16 protein-coding genes are annotated in these 15,669 nt (G+C 60.9%); 5 read left to right on the top strand and 11 right to left on the bottom strand.

Translation table 11 applies throughout. The features are described from left to right. Nucleotides 1-41 precede the first annotated feature (41 nt). From CKA81_RS06445 to CKA81_RS06460, 4 genes are all read right to left on the bottom strand, one after another. Nucleotides 42-983: an LD-carboxypeptidase gene (locus tag CKA81_RS06445; protein WP_128354563.1), complete on the bottom strand. Its 942-nt coding sequence runs from the start codon at nt 981-983 to the stop codon at nt 42-44. Nucleotides 984-1,013: 30 nt separating this feature from the next. Continuing rightward, nucleotides 1,014-1,460, bottom strand: a complete 447-nt coding sequence (tadA, locus tag CKA81_RS06450; protein ID WP_128356633.1) for a tRNA adenosine(34) deaminase TadA — start codon at nt 1,458-1,460, stop codon at nt 1,014-1,016. Nucleotides 1,461-1,536: 76 nt separating this feature from the next. Next, on the bottom strand, nt 1,537-2,385 hold the full coding sequence (locus CKA81_RS06455) for an HAD family hydrolase (protein ID WP_128354564.1): 849 nt from the start codon (nt 2,383-2,385) through the stop codon (nt 1,537-1,539). A gap of 58 nt (nt 2,386-2,443) precedes the next feature. Beyond that, complete coding sequence (locus CKA81_RS06460; RefSeq protein ID WP_128354565.1) at nt 2,444-3,934, bottom strand: NAD(P)H-hydrate dehydratase; 1,491 nt, start codon at nt 3,932-3,934, stop codon at nt 2,444-2,446. A 91-nt stretch (nt 3,935-4,025) separates the two neighbouring features. Between CKA81_RS06460 and CKA81_RS06465 the strand changes: the two genes are divergently transcribed. After that, a complete protein-coding gene (locus CKA81_RS06465; RefSeq protein WP_128354566.1) occupies nt 4,026-4,952 on the top strand; it encodes an ABC transporter ATP-binding protein in 927 nt (308 codons plus the stop codon). Further along, nucleotides 4,949-5,710 (top strand): ABC transporter permease, encoded by a 762-nt coding sequence (locus CKA81_RS06470; RefSeq protein ID WP_128354567.1) that lies wholly within the window; start codon nt 4,949-4,951, stop codon nt 5,708-5,710. The genes CKA81_RS06465 and CKA81_RS06470 overlap by 4 nt, the downstream gene beginning before the upstream one ends. On the opposite strand, the gene CKA81_RS06475 is transcribed toward CKA81_RS06470, so the two are convergent. After that, nucleotides 5,707-6,189, bottom strand: a complete 483-nt coding sequence (locus CKA81_RS06475) for a YajQ family cyclic di-GMP-binding protein (protein ID WP_128354568.1) — start codon at nt 6,187-6,189, stop codon at nt 5,707-5,709. The two genes, CKA81_RS06470 and CKA81_RS06475, sit on opposite strands and share 4 nt — an antisense overlap. A 36-nt stretch (nt 6,190-6,225) precedes the next feature. Then, on the bottom strand, nt 6,226-7,890 hold the full coding sequence (locus tag CKA81_RS06480; protein WP_128354569.1) for an acyl-CoA synthetase: 1,665 nt from the start codon (nt 7,888-7,890) through the stop codon (nt 6,226-6,228). A 99-nt stretch (nt 7,891-7,989) separates the two neighbouring features. Between CKA81_RS06480 and CKA81_RS06485 the strand changes: the two genes are divergently transcribed. Further along, nucleotides 7,990-9,204, top strand: coding sequence for an MFS transporter (locus CKA81_RS06485; protein WP_128354570.1), 1,215 nt, complete (start codon nt 7,990-7,992; stop codon nt 9,202-9,204). Here the strand turns inward: CKA81_RS06485 and CKA81_RS06490 are convergent. Beyond that, entirely contained in the window at nt 9,193-10,101 is a 909-nt protein-coding gene (locus CKA81_RS06490) for a DMT family transporter (protein ID WP_128354571.1), read from the bottom strand. The genes CKA81_RS06485 and CKA81_RS06490 overlap by 12 nt on opposite strands. Before the next feature lie 134 nt (nt 10,102-10,235). On the opposite strand from CKA81_RS06490, the gene CKA81_RS06495 reads away from it, so the two are divergent. Beyond that, a complete protein-coding gene (locus tag CKA81_RS06495; protein ID WP_128354572.1) occupies nt 10,236-10,685 on the top strand; it encodes an Lrp/AsnC family transcriptional regulator in 450 nt (149 codons plus the stop codon). After that, nucleotides 10,682-11,410 (top strand): hypothetical protein, encoded by a 729-nt coding sequence (locus CKA81_RS06500; RefSeq protein ID WP_128354573.1) that lies wholly within the window; start codon nt 10,682-10,684, stop codon nt 11,408-11,410. Before CKA81_RS06495 ends, CKA81_RS06500 begins: the two co-directional genes overlap by 4 nt. Before the next feature lie 30 nt (nt 11,411-11,440). On the opposite strand, the gene CKA81_RS06505 is transcribed toward CKA81_RS06500, so the two are convergent. From CKA81_RS06505 to CKA81_RS06520, 4 genes are read right to left on the bottom strand one after another with little or no spacing between them, the layout of a single operon-like run. Continuing rightward, complete coding sequence (locus CKA81_RS06505) at nt 11,441-12,148, bottom strand: fumarylacetoacetate hydrolase family protein (RefSeq protein ID WP_128354574.1); 708 nt, start codon at nt 12,146-12,148, stop codon at nt 11,441-11,443. A gap of 1 nt (nt 12,149) precedes the next feature. Continuing rightward, the gene (gene ppa / locus CKA81_RS06510; protein WP_128354575.1) at nt 12,150-12,686 is read right to left on the bottom strand and encodes an inorganic diphosphatase; all 537 of its coding nucleotides are present in this window, start codon (nt 12,684-12,686) and stop codon (nt 12,150-12,152) included. A 38-nt stretch (nt 12,687-12,724) separates the two neighbouring features. Continuing rightward, nucleotides 12,725-14,239 (bottom strand): heme biosynthesis HemY N-terminal domain-containing protein, encoded by a 1,515-nt coding sequence (locus tag CKA81_RS06515; protein ID WP_128354576.1) that lies wholly within the window; start codon nt 14,237-14,239, stop codon nt 12,725-12,727. A gap of 3 nt (nt 14,240-14,242) precedes the next feature. Then, a complete protein-coding gene (locus CKA81_RS06520; RefSeq protein WP_128354577.1) occupies nt 14,243-15,631 on the bottom strand; it encodes a uroporphyrinogen-III C-methyltransferase in 1,389 nt (462 codons plus the stop codon). Nucleotides 15,632-15,669 lie beyond the last annotated feature (38 nt).

The raw sequence follows: 15,669 nt of genomic DNA on the forward strand, positions 1-15,669 counted from the left end.
GTAAAGAGATCGAAACAACCCACTAGTTTACCAATTCGCCTTCAATGATGCTCTTGCAGCACCAGATGGGCCATGCCGTCTTCTGTGGCAATGCCGATCTTGCGACCCACGGGCAAAGTGGCCTTCAGGCGTACATGCCCATAGGGCAAACCTGTAATCACAGGTACCTTTACCACCGATCGTAGCCAAGCCACGACCGATGGCAGGTCGTAACCCTGGTCGTTCGGCGCGAGCTTATAGTCGGTAAAGCGACCCAGCACGATGGCCTTCTGGCGTGCCAGCACCCCGGAATGCAGCAATTGCGTCAGCATGCGCTCGATACGGAAAGGGTGCTCGTTGACGTCTTCCAGGAAAAGTATGCCGCTACGCAGCTTGGGCAAATATGGCGTGCCCACCAACGAGGCAACCATGGCGAGATTCCCGCCCCACAATACGCCGCGGGCATCCACCGCATCGGCGTCGGGCGCTTCGAAGCTCAGGACCTCCAGCTCGCCGCTCAGGGCTTCGACAAAGAGCGCAGCGGTCAAGTCGTCCATCTTGCTGGCGCCGAAATCGAACACCGCCGTTGGACCGGCATAGCTTTCGGCGCCAGTCTGGGCAAGCAGTGCCAGATTGAAGGCCGTGAAGTCGCTCTGGCCAATAAAGGTCTTGCCGCTTTCGGCCACCGCTTTCCAGTCGATATGGGGCAGCAGGCGGTTAAGCCCGTAACCGCCCCGCGTTGCCATGACCACCGGATGCTTCTGCTTCAATGAACGGGCAATGGCGGCCAGCCGCTGCTTGTCGGTGCCGGCAAATCGCTCGTGCACGGCCAATGCCGTGCGATCCACCGCGGTCTTGAAGCCCAGCTCGCCCAGGCGCACCCGCGCCAGGTCTATGGCCTCTGGCTTGGCCACGGCGCCCGAAGGCGAAATCAAATAGATGCCTGTAGGCCGTGCGTGGGTATGGTCGTGATGATGGTGGTGATCATCCGGCGACTGCGTCATGGTTTAGCCTTCCAGCAAAAGAATCGGCGATTATAGTAATCGATCACGGCGCCGCTCTCGAAAGAAATCCCGCAACAAGGCACCACATTCGTCGGCCAGCAAACCGCCCACGACGGACGTCTGGTGATTAAGCTGCCGGAGGGCGGGTAGATCAAGGACGCTGCCGCAAGCGCCCGTCTTGGGGTCTGTTGCGCCATACACCACGCGGTCCAGCCGGGCATGCAGCATGGCACCCATGCACATGGCACAAGGCTCCAGCGTCACAAACAAGCTTGCACCCGGTAGACGGTAATTTTGCAGGTGAGCGGCGGCCTGCCTCAAGGCGACGATTTCGGCATGGGCGCTGGGGTCGTGGTCGCTGATCGTACGGTTGAAACCCGCGCCTATCACGGCGCCCTTCGCATCGACCACGATCGCACCCACGGGCACCTCGCCCGCAGCGCCGGCAACTTGGGCTTGCGCCAGCGCCAAGCGCATGGCGGCCTCGTCCGCGGCATCGAAGCCGAGTTGGTGCTCTTCGGCGGGTGCCGAGTCGGCAAGCGGGCCGTTCAGCTTAGCCACGGTAGATCCGGTTGTTCAGGGTGATACGCCCTGCCAGGCTTTCGACGGCCTCTTCCAGCCATTGATACAGCTCGGCATGCTCGTCGTATCGGGCCTGGTTCAGGTTGGATACCCGCCCTTCCTGGATGAAGCCCCATGCACGGCTGCGCTTGTCACGGTGCTTGGGATCCCACACGCCAAATGCCACGCCACCCGACCGGCGTATGAGGGAGAAGCAAGGAATATCGGTATAGCCATCGCCCACAAATATCATCTGCTCGAAGGGTACGCGCAGCCTGTCCTCAGGGACCTTTTTGTTGACCTCAAATGGCTTGCTGCGCGATGCCGGGCCCACGATGCCTTTCTGGATATGGAAAAGATAACGCGTCTTGTCGGTAAAACTGACGATGCGTTTGGGAAAATGGATGGCGCCCTGTTCGTCGTAGACAAAGTCCGATGACCAGATATCGGTGAATTCCTCAGCGATGGATGTGTGCCTGACGACGTCGCCAATGCCGCTGGAAATAAGATAGAACTCCAGTTGCACCTGGGGATGTTCGCTTTTCACCATGGCCCGCAGTCGGGAAAACAAGGTTTCCACGCCGGTATGCAGCGGCAGCCGTCGGCCCCAGTCGGCCAGGCGCTCGCGCGTAATCGGGCCATGGGTGCCGGAACGCGACAAGGCAATCATCTGGTAAAGATAGGCCGGCACAGGGTCCCAGTCTTGCTCGAACAGCAATGGCCCAACCTGGTCCTTCCAGAAGTTCTCTACGTCCACCCCCATGTCGGCCAGCAAGCCTGACGTACTGTCGGGCGCGAGGGTATCGTCAAAGTCGAAAACCAGGGCAATCACGTCGGACATGGTTTGATCTCGCGGCACGGTGTGCCTGTGCAAAAGTAAAGCAGTGTACCGCGCACGGCTAGGCGCTGCGAGCTTCCGCCCTACGGCGCAGGCGGCGCAATACCCGCGGAATGGCGGGCGGCAAGTCTTCAGAAACCAGGCCCGGCCCGAACAGGCGCGCCGCCTCGCCGTGTATCCAGACGGCGGTGCAGCCTGCGTCGTAAGGGCTCAAGCCTTGCGCCATCAGCCCGGCAATCAAGCCGGCCAGCACGTCGCCGGTACCGCCCGTGGCCAAGTCCGGCGGCGCATTGGTATTGATGACACAGCGCCCATCGGGAGCGGCCACGACGGTATCGGCGCCCTTCAGCACAATGACCGCGCCGCTAAGCCTTGCCGCCTGGCTCGCCCGTTGCAGTTTGCTGCCTTGCACGGAGAATAAGCGACCGAACTCCCCGTCGTGAGGCGTCAGGACGCAAGGCCCGTCTATAAGGCGGAACAGCGCCTGCGGCTCGGCGGCAAAGACACTGATGGCATCAGCATCGAGCACGACGGCGCGCTGGGTGGCCAGCGCCTGCTCGACATGGCGGCGGGTCGTCTGCCCCAGGCCAGCCCCTGGCCCGACGACAATGGCGTTCTTGCGTGCATCGGAAAGAATGTCGGCCAAGCCATCGGGATCGGCCATGGGTTGCACCATGATGCTGGTCAAGGCGCCGGCATAGATGGGCCAGACATCCTGGGGCGCTGCCAGGGTGACCAAGCCTGCCCCGATACGCGCGCAAGCCATGGCGGCAAGGCGCGATGCGCCTGCCATGATGCTGCCGCCCACCACAACAGCATGGCCACGCTGGTATTTGTGCGCATCCAGCGTGGGCCAGGGATAGCGGTCCAGCCACAGGGCGGGATGGTTCTCGGATACCTGCGCGTCCATGGTGTCGAGCACGGTCGCCGGTATGCCGATATCGGCAAGCACCACCTTGCCGCACAATTGCCGGCCGGGCATCAGCAGATGGCCCGGTTTCTTGCGAAAGAAAGTGACTGTGAGTTCGGCCGGCGCTACCACGCCCATGGGCTGCCCGCTGGCGCCATCCAACCCGGTGGGGACGTCAACGGCACAAATCGGCAACTTGCTGTCGGCCAGCGCTTGCACCAGCGCAGCCAGCGAACCTTCCAGTCCACGGGACAAACCGGCACCCAGCAAGGCATCGATCACCAGTTCAGCGCCGGCCAGGGTAGCAGGCGTGGCCGCTTCTATCTGGCCCGTCCAGCGCTCGGCGAAATAGGCGGCATCACCGGTGATGGTTGTAGGGTCTCCCCAGTAAGCCAGGCGCAGTGGCCAGCCGGCATCGCGCAAGTGCCGGGCGGCCACGAAACCGTCACCGCCGTTGTTACCCGGGCCGCACAACACCACGATAGGACATCGGCGATAGTGAGCCGCCACGGCATTGGCGACAGCAGCGCCCGCCGCTTCCATCAAGGCCAGGCCGCTGACACCTGCATTGATGGCGGCCCGATCAGCCGCCTGCATCTGGGCAGGTGTCAGCAATGTGGTGCAGGATGGGGAAGAAACCATGGCGTTGGCAGGCCGAATTTGATGGCGCTGCGCGCCTGATGAGGGGGTGGATCTTTATGGTATTGTGCCTCAGTGAAGCAGGAATATCATCATGCAACCCATCATTTCCGTATCAAGCCTGGGCAAAACCTATGCCTCAGGCTTTCAAGCGTTAAAACATATCAACCTGGACATAGAGCGGGGCGAAATCTTTGCCTTGCTCGGCCCTAACGGGGCCGGAAAAACCACGCTTATCAGTATCATTTGCGGGCTGGTGCGCCCCAGTACGGGCACAGTCAAGGCCAACGGCTACGACATCGTCACCCAGTACCGCCAGGCGCGCGCAACCATAGGCCTGGTGCCGCAAGAGCTCACCACCGATGCCTTCGAGACGGTCTGGGACACGGTCAGCTTCAGTCGGGGCCTGTTCGGCAAACCGAAGAATCCCGCTCATATCGAAAAAGTGCTGCGCGCGCTGTCGCTCTGGAATAAAAAAGACAACAAGCTCATCACGCTGTCAGGCGGCATGAAGCGCCGTGTCCTGATTGCCAAAGCCTTGTCTCACGAGCCCCAAATCCTGTTCCTGGATGAACCCACGGCGGGCGTGGACGTTTCCTTGCGCAAAGAGATGTGGGACGTCGTGCGTTCCTTGCGAGACACAGGCGTGACGGTGATTCTTACCACCCACTATATTGAAGAAGCCGAGGAGATGGCAGACCGCGTAGGGGTGATCAACCATGGCGAGATCGTTCTTGTTGAAGAAAAAAAGGCCTTGATGAACAAGCTGGGCAAGAAGCAGCTTACCTTGCAGTTGCATCAGCCGCTGCAGGGCCTGCCCCCGGCACTGGCCGCTTATCAACTCGATGTATCGGGTGACGGTTGCGAGCTGGTGTACACCTACGATACCCAGCGTCAGCACAACGACATCACTACCCTGTTCCACCAGCTGGATCGCGCGGGCATCAGCTTCAAGGACCTGCACACCACGCAGAGCTCTTTGGAAGAAATTTTTGTGCAATTGGTAAAGGAAGGCTCATGAACCTGCATGCCATGCGCGCTATCTATATGTTCGAAATGGCCAGAACCTGGCGTACCCTGCTGCAGAGCATTATTGCGCCGGTCATTTCGACTTCGCTTTATTTTGTGGTGTTCGGCGCCGCCATCGGCAACCGCATCACCGAGATCGACGGCATCAGCTATGGCGCCTTCATTGTGCCCGGCCTGATCATGTTGTCTTTGCTGACCCAAAGCATTTCCAACGCCTCTTTCGGGATTTATTTTCCGAAATTTTCAGGAACCATCTACGAACTGCTGTCGGCGCCGGTATCCTACGTCGAGATCACCATCAGCTACGTCGGGGCGGCGGCGACCAAGTCCATCATCCTGGCCATTATCATCCTGATCACGGCCGAGTTTTTCGTGCCCTTGCAGATTGATCACCCGATCTGGATGGTGAGCTTCCTGGTGTTGACGGCGGTAACCTTCAGTCTGTTTGGCTTCATTATCGGGATCTGGGCCGACGGCTTCGAAAAACTGCAGCTGGTACCGCTATTGATCGTTACGCCCTTGACCTTCCTGGGCGGAAGCTTTTATTCCATTAATATGCTGCCGCCCTTCTGGCAGACCGTAACGCTGTTCAATCCAGTGGTTTACCTGGTAAGCGGCTTTCGCTGGAGCTTCTACGGAATTGCCGACGTCAACGTGTGGGTAAGCCTGGCCATGACATTGCTGTTTCTGGCCATGTGTCTGGCATTGGTCGCGTGGATCTTCCGTACGGGCTACAGGCTGAAGAATTAATCGCGAAAGTTGTCGAACTGCAGGGGTAGCTCGACTTCGGACTTGCGCATCAGCGCCATGGCCGCCTGCAGGTCATCGCGCTTCTTGCCGCTGATGCGCAGTTTTTCGCCGTTGATCTGGGCTTCCACCTTCAGTTTGGCTGTTTTCAGTTCGGCAATAAGCTTTTTGGAGATGGCCTGCTCGATACCTTGCTTGATGGTGATCTTGCGACGCGCCCCCCCCAGGTTTTCCAGTGGATCGCCCACTTCCATACAGCGTATATCGATACTGCGCGCGGCCAGGCGGCCGCGCAAGATGTCGAGCATCTGATTTAGCTGGAAGACACTGGGCGCCGTCTGTGTGACCACATAGCCCTCGAGTTCGAACTTCGCATCGCTGCCCTTGAAGTCGAACCGTGTGGCGAGTTCGCGGTTAGCCTGGTCGACCGCATTGCTTAGCTCGTGCTTGTCGACTTCGGAAACAACATCAAAGGAAGGCATGCAAAAAATCCTGTAAGTGAAAAATGATAGAAATGTTCAACTTGCGACAGCGGTGCTTTCGAGCGCTTCGGCTTGCTTGCGCAGGGCGAATTTCTGGATTTTGCCCGTAGATGTCTTGGGCAGTTCGCAGAACACGACCATGCGCGGCACTTTGAAACTGGCCATATGCTTCTTGCAATGATCGATGATGGATTCCGTGGTCGCCTGGGCGCCCTCTTTCAGCTCGATAAAAGCGCAAGGCGTTTCGCCCCACCGCGTATCCGGCCTGGCAACAACGGCCGCCGCCAGTACGTCGGGATGCCGGTACAGCACGTCTTCGACCTCGATCGAAGAGATGTTTTCGCCGCCCGAAATAATGATGTCTTTATTGCGGTCCTTGATCTTGACGTAGCCGTCCGGGTCCATCACGGCCAGGTCACCACTATGGAACCAGCCACCGGCCAAGGCCTCTTGAGTCGCCTTGGGGTTTTTTAAATAACCCTTCATGACAATATTGCCGCGGAACATGATTTCGCCCATGGCTTCGCCATCGGCCGGCATCTCTTGCATGGTGGCCCCGTCCATGACACTGATGCCACGCTCGAGGTGATACGCCACGCCTTGCCGGGCATTCAGGCGGGCGCGCTCGCCGATGTCCAGGTCGTCCCAGGCTTCGTGCTTGGCGCAGACCGTGGCCGGCCCGTAAGTTTCGGTCAAGCCATAAACGTGCAAGAGATCAAAGCCCATGCGTTCCATGCCTTCGATCATGGAGGCGGGTGGCGCGGCGCCGGCGACCATGGCCTTGATCCCCTTGGGGATGCCGGTCTTCATGGACTCTGGGGCGTTGACCAGCATGCTTTGCACTATCGGTGCACCGCAATAGTGATCCACGCCATGTTCGCGTATGGCATCAAAGATGGCCTGCGCTTCGACACGGCGCAAACACACGTTGACACCGGCGCGAGCCGCAACCGCCCAAGGGAAGCACCAGCCATTGCAATGGAACATGGGCAGCGTCCAGAGGTAGACAGCATGCTTGGGCATATCCCATTCGAGAATATTGGAGATGGCCGCCGCTGCCGCGCCGCGATGGTGGTAGACCACGCCTTTGGGATTGCCCGTGGTGCCGCTGGTGTAGTTAAGGGCGATGGCGTCCCACTCGTTGGCGGGCAGATCCCAGGCAAAGGCTGGGTCGCCACCGGCGACGAAAGCGTCGTAATCGACTTCGCCTATGGGCTGGTTGCTGCCCGTATACAAGGCATCGGCTGCGTCGATTACGTAAATAGGTGCGGTGGATTTTCGCAGTTTCAGAGCCTGGCTTACGACCGGCGCGAATTCGGTGTCTACGATAATGACCTTGGCCTCGCCGTGATCCAGCATGAAGGCCACCGTTTGAGGATCCAGGCGGGTATTGATGGCGTTAAGCACAGCGCCGGCCATGGGTACACCAAAATGCGCTTCAACCATGGGCGGCGTATTGGGCAGCATGGCTGCCACGGTATCGCCCTTGCCGATGCCGCGCTGCGCCAGCGCGCTAGCCAGTTGGCGGCACCGCGCATACAGCTCGGACCACGTTCGGCGCAGGGCAGTGCTGCCACTGCCATGCACTACCGCCAGGCGTTGCGGATAGACCGTCGCCGAGCGTTCAAGGAATGATAGGGGCGAGATCGCCGCGTAGTTGGCCGGCGTCTGGGGCAGGTCTTGGTCGAAAATGCTTTGCATGGTGGTCTCCTGATTTACAAAATGATAGCCGCGAGCCGATAAAAGCGCCAGCGCTCCGCTATGGGAGCCGGTATCATTGCGCAAAAACCAGGGAGCGAGATGAGGATAGACAGACGCATAACGACAGTCAGCAGTCTGGGCATCACACAGACCCTGGCATGGGCGTCTTCCTACTACCTTCCGGCGATGCTGGCCGCATCGATGGCGGGCGACCTGGGGCTGTCCGTGCAAGCCGTCTTTGGCGCGTTCTCGGCCGCGTTGGTATTGGCCGCCCTGCTGGGGCCGCTGGCGGGACGCTGCATCGATCGCTATGGTGGTCGACCTGTGCTCGTAGTCACCAACCTGATATTCGCAGCAGGCCTGATAGGCTTGGCGTCCGCCCAGAATTGGCTGATGTTTCTTGGCGCCTGGCTGCTGATAGGGGCAGGCATGGGCGCCGGCCTCTACGAAGCGGCGTTCTCTACCGTGGTGCGGCTGTACGGCGAGGCGGCGCGCAACGCCATTACCGGGATCACGCTTTTTGCGGGCTTTGCCAGTACAGTGGGCTGGCCGCTGTCGGCCTGGCTCGAGCTGGAGTACGGCTGGCGCACGGCCTGCCTCGTCTGGGCGGCTTTACATCTGTTTGTGGGCGTGCCGCTGAATGCCTCCGTGCCTCAGGCGCCCACGCCCAGCGATGATCCGGCGACGCAGGGCCCGGAATTGCCCGCCGAAGGCGATATGCACGGCACGCCGCCCGCATCGCCTCGGCATACGCCCGCGCATGCCAGCTTCCTGCTGGCGCTGGTGTTCGCCATTACCTGGTTTATCAGCACCGCCATGGCCGCCCATCTGCCCCACCTGCTGCAGGCCAGCGGCCTGACATTGGCCGCCGCTGTTGCCGTCTCGGCACTGGTCGGGCCGGCGCAAGTGGTGGCCCGCCTTATGGAGTTCGGCCTGCGGCGGCACATGCATCCCCTGCTGTCCGCGCAAATGGCCGCCCTGGGGCATCCGATGGGCGCCGCGCTGCTGATGATTATTGGCGGCCCAGCCGCCATTGCCTTCACTGTCCTGCACGCAGCGGGCAATGGCATCCTGACGATTGCCAAAGGCACGCTGCCGCTGGTGATCTTCGGTCCCTTGGGCTACGGGTTGCGGCAGGGGTTGCTGATGGTGCCGGCGCGCATTGCACAAGCTTCGGCGCCTTTTCTATTCGGCTTGCTGATAGACCGATGGGGCGCGGCGTCCTTGTGGGCCTCCAGCTTCCTGGGCCTGGTCGCTTTTGCAGCCCTGCTGTGGCTGGCTCATGGCATGAGATCGCGGGGGTCAAGCACTTGATTGGGGACCGGCCGCTCGGCGCGCCAGCGGTGCCCACCCCTGCTGCATGGCAGCGGCCGCCAACAGTATGGCCGCCACGCCCATCCATTGCGTCCACTGCAGCCGATAACCAAAGGCGACCCAGTCCACCATGATGGCGACGATGGGGTAAATGAAAGACAGTGCGCCGGTTATCGCGGTAGGCAGGCGCTGTATGGCGCCGTACAAGAGCACGTACATCAGTCCGGTGTGCACGATCCCGAGTACGCCCAGGTAAGCCCATACACCGGCGGGTTGTGCAGCGACAGTTCCGAAATGAATGAAAGGCGCCAGCATCAACGTACCGGTACATACCTGTATCAGCGCGATCAGATGGGGCGGCGTCCCGGTAAGCCGCTTGACGAGAATGGCTGCAACGGCATACAGAAAGGCTGCACCCAGCGCCAGGGCGACACCCACCAGATAGGCGCCGGCACCATAAGATGGCGTGCCCTCGTGCTGGGTAATGACCAGCATGCCGGCAAAGGCGATGACCAGCCACAACATCTTGTCCAACGTAAGCCGTTCGCCAAGAAACAACGCGCCCAACCCCACCAGCATGAAGGGCTGGGTGTTATAGACTGCGGTGGCGATGCCTATGGAAGCGCGCGAGTAAGCCGCAAACAGCAGCAGCCAGTTACCCACGATCGCAGCACCACTGATGACCGCCCAGGCAAGTATCGTCCAGCGCAAGACGCCACGGCGCAGCAGGCCCATGGCTCCGCAGATCAGGAACAAGGTCAGTGCGCCTATGGCACAGCGCCAGAAAACGACATCAAGCACGGGCAAGCCCGACATCAGGACGAACCAGCCTATGGTTCCCGAAATAAGCATGGCGACCGACATCTCTATCGAGCCGCGTTTGATTGGATCCAGCATCGCGTGAACTCCGAAATTTGATAGGTGCAAGTCTGACGGTTTTTGCTATGATCCTCCATAGGCGTCGCTAGGCAGATCGGCGCATTTTCCTTTTTTATCAAGGCAAATCGCCTACATCGCCTTACGGAACCGCTATGCCGGACGAAATCGACCGTATCCTCATTGTGGCCCTTATGGAAGACTCGCGTCTGTCGCTCAAGGCGCTTGCCGGCCTTAGCGGGCTGTCGTCGCCCAGTGTGGCCGAACGGCTGCGACGACTGGAAGAGCGCGGCATCCTGACGGGCTATACCGTCAACGTCGACCCCAAAGCGTTTGGCTATATGCTGCAGGCCATTGTTCGAGTGCGGCCGCTGCCTGGACAGATGCGCGCCATTGAACGCCACATCCAATCCATCCCCGAGTTCACTGAGTGCGACAAAGTCACTGGCGAAGACTGCTTCGTTGCGCGACTTAGCGTGCGATCCATGGAGCAGCTTGATGCCATCCTGGACAAGCTGTCCGATCGGGCCGAGACCAACACTTCCATCGTCAAGGCCAGCCCCGTCAAACGTCGGCTGCCGCCGCTTTCCATCGTTCGCTCATGAACGCCAGAATCGGCCTGGCCTGTGTGGGCATCGCATTCTGCGCCTGGTTGAGCGGCTGCTCGATGGGCAGTGCCGCAGCCGGCGGCAAGGGGCCCCAGAGCGAAGGCATGTCTTTTGACCAGCTCGCACAGACGGACTTCAACCGCACGGTGTCCATCGCCATGCGCGACAACCTGGACAGTCTGTCGCGATTGCTGGAGAAGCTCTACCGGCGCAACCCGGCCGAATGGCGCAAAACTGGCGCAGTAGACCTGGACGCCGCATTGGTGATCGGTCGCCAGGCCATACAAACCGGCGCGCCGCCGCCCGAACTCGCGTCGCTGCACGATGTCGAGATCCTCGCGGTCGCGCTGGACCCTGCCTACCAGGGAGACCGGGTAGGCGCTTTTATCTTTGGTATGGCCAACATGATTATCGGGGCTCACAACGGCAAGACACGGTTCTACGTGGCCGATGGGCTGGAAGCCCAGCATGTTTATAACGCCGCCCGTAATGTCGAAGTGGCGGCATGGCTGCTGGCCAGCCGCCGCAATGCCGCCAACCAGCCACTGCTGCTGGCCAACGAGATGTCGGCCACCGCCAACAACCTGAGTTTTGAGCGCGAGTTCGGCCAGTTGGTTGGGCGGCTGGATCTGGTCGCCAATTTGCTGGACGAGAATCTACGGCGCGTGGGCATCAACTACATGCAAGGCCTGTTGTTCTTCAACTTCTTGCCGGTGCGCTAGCGAGCCATAACGGGCGCGCCGCCTCGAACGCTAGGCGGCCGGTGCGCCTACCTGAACATGCAGCTCGCCCAGCCCAGCTACCGCGCCCACCATGAGATCGCCCGGCACGACCGGCCCCACCCCTTCCGGCGTGCCGGTAAAGATGATGTCGCCAGCCTTGAGCTCGAACAGCGTGGACAAATACGCGAGCGACTCGGCGACACTCCAGATCATTTTCGATAGATCGCTGGACTGCTGAACGGCGCCATTGACGCTAAGCGTGATGGCGCCGGCTTGCAGCGTACCGACACGTTCGCGAGGATACAAGGGGCCGACAGGCGCCGAATGATCAAAGGCCTTGCCGACTTCCCAGGGTCGCCCCAGCTTCTTGGCTTCGCCCTGCAGATCGCGGCGTGTCATGTCCAGGCCGACTGCATAGCCCCACACGCACTTCTCCGCTTGCTCGGGGCTTAGATCGCGCCCGCCCTTGTCCAGCGCAACCACCAGCTCGATCTCGTAATGCAGATTGCTGGTGCGTGGCGGGTACGGCATGACGCCTGTCTGGCCATCGGCCACATTAAGCAAGGCGTCGGCCGGCTTGTTGAAGAAGAAAGGATCTTCCCGGCCGGTGAAACCCATTTCTTTGGCATGCTCGGCATAGTTGCGGCCTACGCAGTACACCCGGCGCACCGGGAAGCTATCGGCTGAGCCGGCCACGGCAAGCGCGGCCGTGGGGATAGCGGGTATGACCGTTGCCATGTCAGTCCGATTGTTTGGCGTAGCGGTCGACGCTGTCGCGGATTTCTTTCATGGCGGCGTCCACACCGTCCCAACCCTTGACCTTGACCCATTTGCCATTCTCGAGGTCTTTGTAGTGCTCGAAGAAATGCTGGATGCGGGCGAGCTCTTCGCTGGGAAGATCTTCCGGTTTCTTGATGTCGCGGTAAGGCGGGTAAATTTTGTCGATTGGGACCGCCAACAGCTTGGCATCGCCGCCGGCTTCGTCATCCATGTGCAATACACCAATGGCACGAGCACGAATCACGGCACCGACCTGGATCGGGAAGGGAGCAAGCACGAGCACATCGACAGGATCGCCATCGTCGGAAATCGTCTGGGGAATGTAGCCATAGTTGCAGGGGTAATGCATGGCAGTCAGCATGAAGCGATCCACAAACACCGCACCGGAGTCTTTGTCGACTTCGTATTTCACGGGGTTGGCATTCATGGGGATTTCGATGATGACATTGAATTCATCCGGCAGTTTGGGGCCGGCAGATACGCGCTCTAAGCTCATGCTAGGTTAAACCTCTGAATTGATAGGTAGGAAAAAAATTAGTCGTGTCCGGAGCGGCGTGCCGGTCGGTCGGAAGTCTGGGACAAATCAACACCAGGAATGGGAGCGCTATCGAAATATTCATCCATGGTGCTATCGGATGCCTCGGCCAGAGGGACGTTCGTGCCGGGCGCGGGATGGTGTGCCGATGGTGCCGGTGAACCCCCGGCCAGAAAGTCGTCATCGCCGAAGTCGGCGGCACTGGCCGCTACCGGAGCCGGCGCGGATGGCAGTACCTGCGCAGTCGGCATGTGCTCGACATCGATAAGCGTAGGATCGCCGCGCGTGTCGGCGGCAGGCAAGGCTCGGCTGGTCGCCAGCACCGGCAGCACCCCTGCCACGCCGGAAGCCAGGCGCCAATGCTGCATGGCGTCCGCGCTGCGACCCAGGCGATCGTACAAATTACCCAGCAAGGCGTGTATGCGCATATCGCTGCGCAGCTTCATGCTGCGCAGAAGATAGTATTCGCCCTGCCCCCACAACTGACCGGTAAGGCATAGATTGCCCAAGGCGGCCAACAAGGCCGAATCTTCAGGATGAGACTTGAGCCAGTCTTCAGCCTTGCTGAGCCGCCTGGCAACATGCTCGGGCGGACACTGCGAATAGGCATTGATCAGCCGGGGCTCCATCCGGACATTGAGGGCCGCCTCGAGTATGCGCGAGGCCTCATCGATATTGCCTTGTTCCTGCTGCACGGAAGCTGCGGCGAGGGCAATGTCGGGCAGTACACGCTCATCGGCCTTAAGGTCGCTCCAGATGGCCTTGAAGCCTTCGGGGCCCGCTTCGGCCAGTCGGGCCGATGCGGAAGTTTCGATAAGCTGCAGAGCCTCGGCCTTGTCCATGACGCCCCGGCGCAACAACAGACGGGTCAGTTCGTAGACGCGGTCATGGTTGCGCAACTGGCGGTGTGCGCGCAAGAGCAGGCGCGTGGCATGAAAATAACGCGTGCTGGCATCCTGCAGCGGTTGCAGCAACACCAGAGCGTCTTGCGGTCGATTCTGATCCAGATACATTTCTGCTGCGACCGTGGCGGTCGCTTCACGCAGTCGGGGATCGTTGGCGGCGCTTTCGCGGGCCAAGGCCAGCGCTTCGTCGCGGCGGGCATACTCGCCCAGGTGATGCGAGGCGCGCGCCGACGCGAGGCCGGCCAAGACCTTGCGGCTGCTGGAGCGGGTGCGGCCCAGCAGCTTGGTCAGGTCTTTCTCGGCCTCGACGTAACGGCCTTCCAACACATTGATCCAGCCCTTTTCCAGCAGTTCGTGATCGCGCTTCTGAAAGCGCAGGCCGCGCCAGGAGCGGAATCGCTCGGGGCCGTGGCCTATCCAGCCCAGCACGCGAAGCACCACATGAAAGATCACAAAAGAAGCAATGATCAGCAGGACGGCCAGCGTCAGTGAGAGCTCGATGCGCCACGGCTGGGCAACGATCAGGACGTTACCGCTGTGGTCGCGCAATACCAACGCCAGGCCGACAGCGGCCACGAACACCAGCAAAGTCCACAAGGAAGTTCTCATGGCTTACCCCTGCGCCGGCGCGTCGGACGCCGCTCCGGGTGGTTCGGGCGCTTCAGGAGTTGCGGGGGCTTCCGGTTCTGCGGGAGCTTCGGGTTCTGCGGGAGCTTCGGGTTCTGCCGGCGTTGCCGGGGCGTCAGGCGCTTGCGGTGCAGCGGGCGCCTGGCCGGCGTTGCCTTCGCTTGCCGGATCGGTCGATTGTTGAGCCTGTCCGGCCTTGGCCTCGCGCAGCGCCTCGATAGCCCGCAAGCTGTTGTCCACCGTGGGCAACTGCACGTCGATGTCAGTGTCGGCCGCCTGGCGTGCAATCTTGAGTGCGCGCCGGACCTGCTCGGACTTATTGTCGTAACGCGTCTCGACAGCCTTGACCAAGGCATCGGTTTCAGAGGACCAGATCTCGGGCTGATGCATCATCAGGGCCAACTGGGCCGTCATCACGCGCAAGCGCAGGGTCTCGCGGAAGCGGGTTGCCTGGTCGGGCGACATCAGCAAGGCAGTGGGATCGTCCACCCGACGAACGGTAATGAACTGACCGAGGTCCTCTCGCACAGCATGCCAGGCAGAGCTGCCCCAGTCGCGTGCGGAAGCAAGGCCTTGTTCCCACCATGGGGCATCGGGCGACAAGCCGTCCGCTGCATCGGCCGCGCGATTATTGGCGGCGCGCGATGAACCCGGGGGCGGGCTGAGGACGGGTTCGGGCGCGGCATCGTCGGGCACCAGCAAGGGCGCGGTGCTGATCAGCACGCCCAGCTCGTCCAACTGCGAGGACAGCATGGCGATGTCGATGGTGGTAGCGGCGCGCAGGCGATCGAGATCGCCATTGATGGTTTCCTGCAAAGACGCAAGCATGGGGCGGTTGGCGCGAGCCAACTGGGCCTGCGCGGTCTCAAGCGAGATAATCGCATTGGCGACATTACCGCCCAACTGCAGTTGCTGCTGAGCGATGGTTACCAGATGGTCGACGTCGTTGATCAGCACCAGATCGGAGCCGCTATCGGTCAAGGTCTGGAAGGCTTGCTCGAGGCTGGCGGCCTGCTCGCGCGATTCGCGCAGGGCAGCGTCCAGGGCAGCGATTTGACGCGACTGCTCTTGCAAGGCTGACTGTGCTTGCTGTGCCTGTTCGAGCGCCTGGTTGGCCGCACTTACGCTGCCTTGCACCCGGCTGGCCAGATCGGCTTGTGTTTGTTGGAAGGTTTGATGCTGATACCAGACGGCAGCGGCCAGAGCAGCGGCAATCAACAGGACAATAACAAAGGCCCATGCCAATAGAGGACGCCTGCTGCGAGCGGCGGGATCCGCCTTTTTAGGGGGCGTGCTGGATGGGCCCGGCGATGTCGAGGCCGCAGGCGCAGTTTGCTGCGCAGCGTTCGTGCTTTCGGGATTTTTGTCTGTCATGGCAAGATTGTAATCCAGTGTTCCGTCTGGCACCCAGA

The sequence above is a fragment of the Pollutimonas thiosulfatoxidans genome, from assembly GCF_004022565.1.
Classification (GTDB): domain Bacteria; phylum Pseudomonadota; class Gammaproteobacteria; order Burkholderiales; family Burkholderiaceae_B; genus Pusillimonas_D; species Pusillimonas_D thiosulfatoxidans.